Here is a 4,393-nt window from a genome sequence, read left to right on the forward strand (position 1 = left end):
CCTGTTCGCGGGCTTCCTGCCGCCGAAATCGGGGTGCGCGGCAGACGCGGCTCGCAAGTCTGAAAGAGGTGCCGGCGACACTTATTCTCTTCGAGACCGCGCCACGCCTCGCCAAGGCGCTTGCCGACATGGCCGAGATCTTGGGGCCGCGCGAGGCCGTGATCGCGCGCGAGCTGACCAAGCTGCACGAGACGGTGCTGCGCGGCACGCTCGATGCGCTGGCCGGAGACCTCGCGGCGCAGACCGTGAAAGGCGAGGTCGTGGTGGTGATCGCGCCGCCGCGCGCCGAGGAGACCGAGATCGACGATGCGCGCATCCTGGCCGATCTCAAGGCGGCGCTAAAGACCCAAAGCTTCCGTGACGCGGTGCACGGCGTCACCGAGGCGCATGGCCTGAAGCGCGCGCGGGTCTACGAGCTCGGCCTGTCCCTCACCCGCGAGCCCGAATGAAATGAGCGTCGCCCGCGTGAGAGCCTATCGGCGCGGCGTGCTGGCCGAGACACTGGCCGCTCTGCTTTTTCGGCTCAAAGGCTATCGCATCGTGGCGCAGCGTTATCGCTCACCCGTCGGCGAGATCGACCTCGTGGCCCAGAAAGGCAAACGGCTCGTGTTCGTGGAGGTCAAGCGGCGCAAGTCGAAGGACGATGCCGCCTGGACACTGCCCGCCAAGCAGCGGCGGCGCATCGTGCGCGCGGCGCAATACTGGCTCGCGAGCATCCGGACTTCACCAGCCACACCATCACATTCGACGTGGTGCTGGCCGCGCCCTGGTCGTGGCCGCGGCATATCGAGAACGCATTTCCGGTTTGAGCTGGAATGTGATGCGCGCCTTCGCCCCTGGCCTTAGAGTGCGCCCAGAATAAAAGCCTTGAGGGAGGAGCCTCCGATGAGCCGCCTGTATGGCCCGCAGCACCGCGAATTTCAGGACCATTTCGACAGCCGCCGCATGGCCGACCGCATCGAGCAGATCGCGGCGCAGACCGAGATCGACGATACCGCCAAGGCGTCATCGAAAGCCGCGACATGTTCTTCCTGGCGACGGTCGATCACAATGGCCGGCCGACCGTGTCCTACAAAGGCGGCAACCCGGGTTTCGTGAAGGTGCTGGATGCCGGGACCATCGCGTTTCCGAGCTATGACGGCAACGGCATGTATCTCTCCATGGGCAACCTGAAATCCCATCCGGAGATCGGCATTCTGTTCATCGCCTTCGACCGGCCGTTCCGTCTGCGGCTGCAAGGCCGGGCGGAGATCGTGATGGACGGGCCCGACATGAACCTGTTCAAGGAAGCCGAGCTGGTCGTCCGCGTGGCGGTCTCCGATATCTGGATGAACTGTCCGCGCTACGTGCACCGCTACGAGAAGGTCGAGACCTCGCGCTACGTCCCGCGCGAGGAGGCCGAGACGCCGCTGTGCGAATGGAAGCGCATCGAGGGCCTGGAGGACGTGCTGCGGCCGAACGAGCTCGCGGCGGTCGAGGAGGCCGGCCAGATCACGCAGGACGAATGGATGGAGCACGTCTTCAGAGGCGATGGCAAAGCCTGAGGACAGCGCATTACTTCGTCATTGCCGGGCTTGACCCGGCAATCCATTCCACTGGCGCTTAAGATCGCTCAGCGGTAATGGCTTGAGTTCGTTGTACAGACCCGGCAAGGCATACCCATAATGGCTCTCAAAGTCGCCTTTCAGATGGACCCGATCGAGCGCATCGATATCAAGGGCGATTCCACCTTCGCGCTCCTGCTGGAGGCGCAAGGCCGCGGCCATGACGTGTTCTACTACACGCCCGCGGACCTTTCGCTGCGCGACGGCAAGCTCATGGCACAAGGCCACAGCCTCACGGTGGAGGACAAGCCCGGCGATCACTACCGGCTCGCGCATCCGCGCAGCGAGGATCTCGCCAACTACGACGTGGTGCAGCTCCGCCAGGACCCGCCGTTCGACATGGCGTACATCACCACGACGCATCTCCTGGAGCGCCTGCAGCCGAAGACGCTGGTGGTCAACGACCCGGCGGCCGTGCGCAACGCGCCGGAGAAAGTCTTCGTGCTCGATTTTCTCGATCTGATGCCGCCGACGCTGGTCACGCGCTCGCTCGACGAGATCCGCAAGTTCCGCGAAGAGCACAAGGACATCGTGGTGAAGCCGCTTTACGGCAATGGCGGCGCGGCGATCTTCCGCATCGCCGAGGGTGACACCAATCTCAATTCGCTGATCGAGCTGCTCGGCATGACCTTCCGCGAGCCGATCATGGTGCAGCGCTATCTGCGCGAAGTGCGCGCGGGCGACAAGCGCATCATTCTGGTCGACGGCAAGGTCGCGGGCGCCATCAACCGCGTGCCGGCCGCCGACGAGACGCGCTCCAACCTGCATGTGGGCGGCACCGCGGAAGCGACGACGCTGACCGCGCGCGAGAAGGAGATCTGCGCGCGGCTCGGGCCCGAGCTCAACAAGCGCGGGCTGATCTTCACCGGCATCGACGTGATCGGCGACTATCTCACCGAAATCAACGTGACCTCGCCCACGGGCATCCGCCAAGTGAAAGAGTTCGGCGGACCGGACATCGCCGCCATGATCTGGGACGTGGTCGAGAAGAAGGTGGCGGCACGGCGATAACGAGGGAGACAGCGATGTCAGACGATCCCAAAAGCCCGGGTGCGCTGTTCGACATCCATACGCATGCGGAGTTTGTGTTGCGCGACGTCGACGCGACCATGGCGACGATGAGCGACCGCCCGCATATCACCAATGTGCCGACCATGACGGGGGGCCTCGGCCACGAGGCGGTGCGGCAGTTCTACGACAGCTGGTTCGTCGGTCATTTGCCCAACGATTGGACCGTCGAATTGCTGTCCCGCACCGAGAGCAAGGACCAGGTGGTCGACGAGGTGATCGCCAGCTTCACCCACGACTGCCCGATGGAGTGCTTCCTGCCGGGCGTTCCGCCCACCGGCCGCAAGGTGACGATCCCGCTCGTGGTGGTCGTCGGCTGCAAGGACGGCAAGGTCACGCATGAGCACATCTATTGGGACCAGGCATCCATGCTGGTGCAGATCGGCTTGCTCGATAAGAACACACTGCCGGTGACCGGCGCGGAGCAAGCGGCGCGGCTCCTCGATCCGAGCCTGCCGTCGAATACGCTCATCCCGAAAGACTGAGGCCGCAACCGCTAGCCGGCGTTCTTGCGCGGTCTCGCCGTCTTCTTCGGTGCGGTCTTTTTCGGTGCGGTCTTTTTCGCGGGCGCCTTGCGCTTTGGTCTCTCACGGTCCTTGGACGCTTCGCGGCTTCGCCCGAAGGCAAGCCAGGCGTGCAGGGCGATGCCGGCGCCCCAGCCGAGCGCCACCCACACGAACCACCATCTGTTCGGCGTCACCATGAGGTTGACGACGAGCAGCAGCACGATCACCGCCGCATAGGCGAAGAGATGCACGGTGAAGCCGCGGGCTCTTCGGTCGACGAAGATGCGCTCTGGGCGATCGGCATGCCTGAGCCAATAGCCAAGCGCGTGCGCGGCGATACCGATGCCCCAGCCAAGCGCCACCCACACGAACCAGAGGCGGCCGGGGCTGAGCCACAGATTTATCCCCGCGCAGATCGCCACGACCAGCGCGTAGGCGGCGAGGTGGATGAGGAGCACGCGGGTTCGGAGGTCGTTCGGCATGGGACGATCAAAGCACATGTCGGTCCTCGGCACGGAGCGATAATGTTCTTATATTGTTCTTGTCGTGGCGCCTATGTTTCGCTAGAATGATCGCACTAAAAACGGGGGGTTTCGTATGTTCGCCCGGGTTACCACGGTCGCCTTCGAAGGCATCGAAGCCCGCGCCGTGGACGTGCAAGTCCAGATCAGTCCGGGCATGCCCGCCTTCACCATTGTCGGCCTTCCCGACAAGGCCGTGGCCGAGAGCCGCGAGCGGGTGCGGGGCGCGCTGAACGCCATCGGCCTCGCCCTGCCGCCGAAACGCATCACCGTCAATCTGGCGCCCGCCGATCTGCCGAAAGAAGGCAGCCATTACGATCTCCCGATCGCGCTCGGGGTGATGGCCGCGATCGGCGCGGTCGCACGCGACGCCATCGAGAGCTATTGCGTGCTCGGCGAGCTTGCGCTCGACGGCTCCATCGCCACCATTGCCGGCGCGCTGCCTGCGGCCATCGGCGCCAACACCCTCGACAAAGGCTTGATCTGCCCGGCCCCGTGCGGTCCGGAGGCGGCCTGGGCCGCGGCCGACATGCCGATCCTGGCGCCCGCCGATCTGCTTCAGCTCATCAACCATTTCAAAGGGCTTCAGACCTTGCGGCGCCCGCTGCCCAACCCGGACCCCGGCGATGAGGCCATGCCGGATCTGCGCGACATCAAGGGCCAGGAGACGGCCAAGCGCTCGCTCGAGGTGGCG

Annotated in this window: 6 protein-coding genes and 1 pseudogene; 6 read left to right on the top strand and 1 reads right to left on the bottom strand. The window is 65.0% G+C overall.

The annotated features are described in order from the left end of the window. The 5 genes and pseudogenes from AUC71_RS03160 to AUC71_RS03180 form a co-directional block, all read left to right on the top strand. Positions 1-449 (top strand): annotated as a pseudogene (locus AUC71_RS03160) (16S rRNA (cytidine(1402)-2'-O)-methyltransferase); the annotation flags it as partial. A 1-nt stretch (position 450) separates the two neighbouring features. After that, the gene (locus AUC71_RS03165; protein WP_244500773.1) at positions 451-846 is read left to right on the top strand and encodes a YraN family protein; all 396 of its coding nucleotides are present in this window, start codon (positions 451-453) and stop codon (positions 844-846) included. A 176-nt stretch (positions 847-1,022) separates the two neighbouring features. After that, positions 1,023-1,544: a pyridoxamine 5'-phosphate oxidase family protein gene (locus tag AUC71_RS03170; RefSeq protein ID WP_244500774.1), complete on the top strand. Its 522-nt coding sequence runs from the start codon at positions 1,023-1,025 to the stop codon at positions 1,542-1,544. A gap of 120 nt (positions 1,545-1,664) precedes the next feature. Beyond that, positions 1,665-2,615, top strand: a complete 951-nt coding sequence (gene gshB / locus AUC71_RS03175) for a glutathione synthase (RefSeq protein WP_069623110.1) — start codon at positions 1,665-1,667, stop codon at positions 2,613-2,615. A gap of 14 nt (positions 2,616-2,629) precedes the next feature. After that, entirely contained in the window at positions 2,630-3,157 is a 528-nt protein-coding gene (locus AUC71_RS03180) for an ester cyclase (RefSeq protein WP_069623111.1), read from the top strand. An 11-nt stretch (positions 3,158-3,168) separates the two neighbouring features. Here the strand turns inward: AUC71_RS03180 and AUC71_RS03185 are convergent, their stop codons facing one another. Beyond that, positions 3,169-3,660: a 2TM domain-containing protein gene (locus AUC71_RS03185; RefSeq protein WP_069623112.1), complete on the bottom strand. Its 492-nt coding sequence runs from the start codon at positions 3,658-3,660 to the stop codon at positions 3,169-3,171. Between the two features lie 115 nt (positions 3,661-3,775). Between AUC71_RS03185 and AUC71_RS03190 the strand changes: the two genes are divergently transcribed. Next, positions 3,776-4,393, top strand: a 618-nt coding sequence (locus AUC71_RS03190) for a magnesium chelatase domain-containing protein (RefSeq protein WP_141701406.1), incomplete at its 3' end; no start/stop codon positions are given.

It is taken from the genome of Methyloceanibacter marginalis, assembly GCF_001723295.1.
GTDB classification, from domain to species: Bacteria; Pseudomonadota; Alphaproteobacteria; order Rhizobiales; family Methyloligellaceae; genus Methyloceanibacter; species Methyloceanibacter marginalis.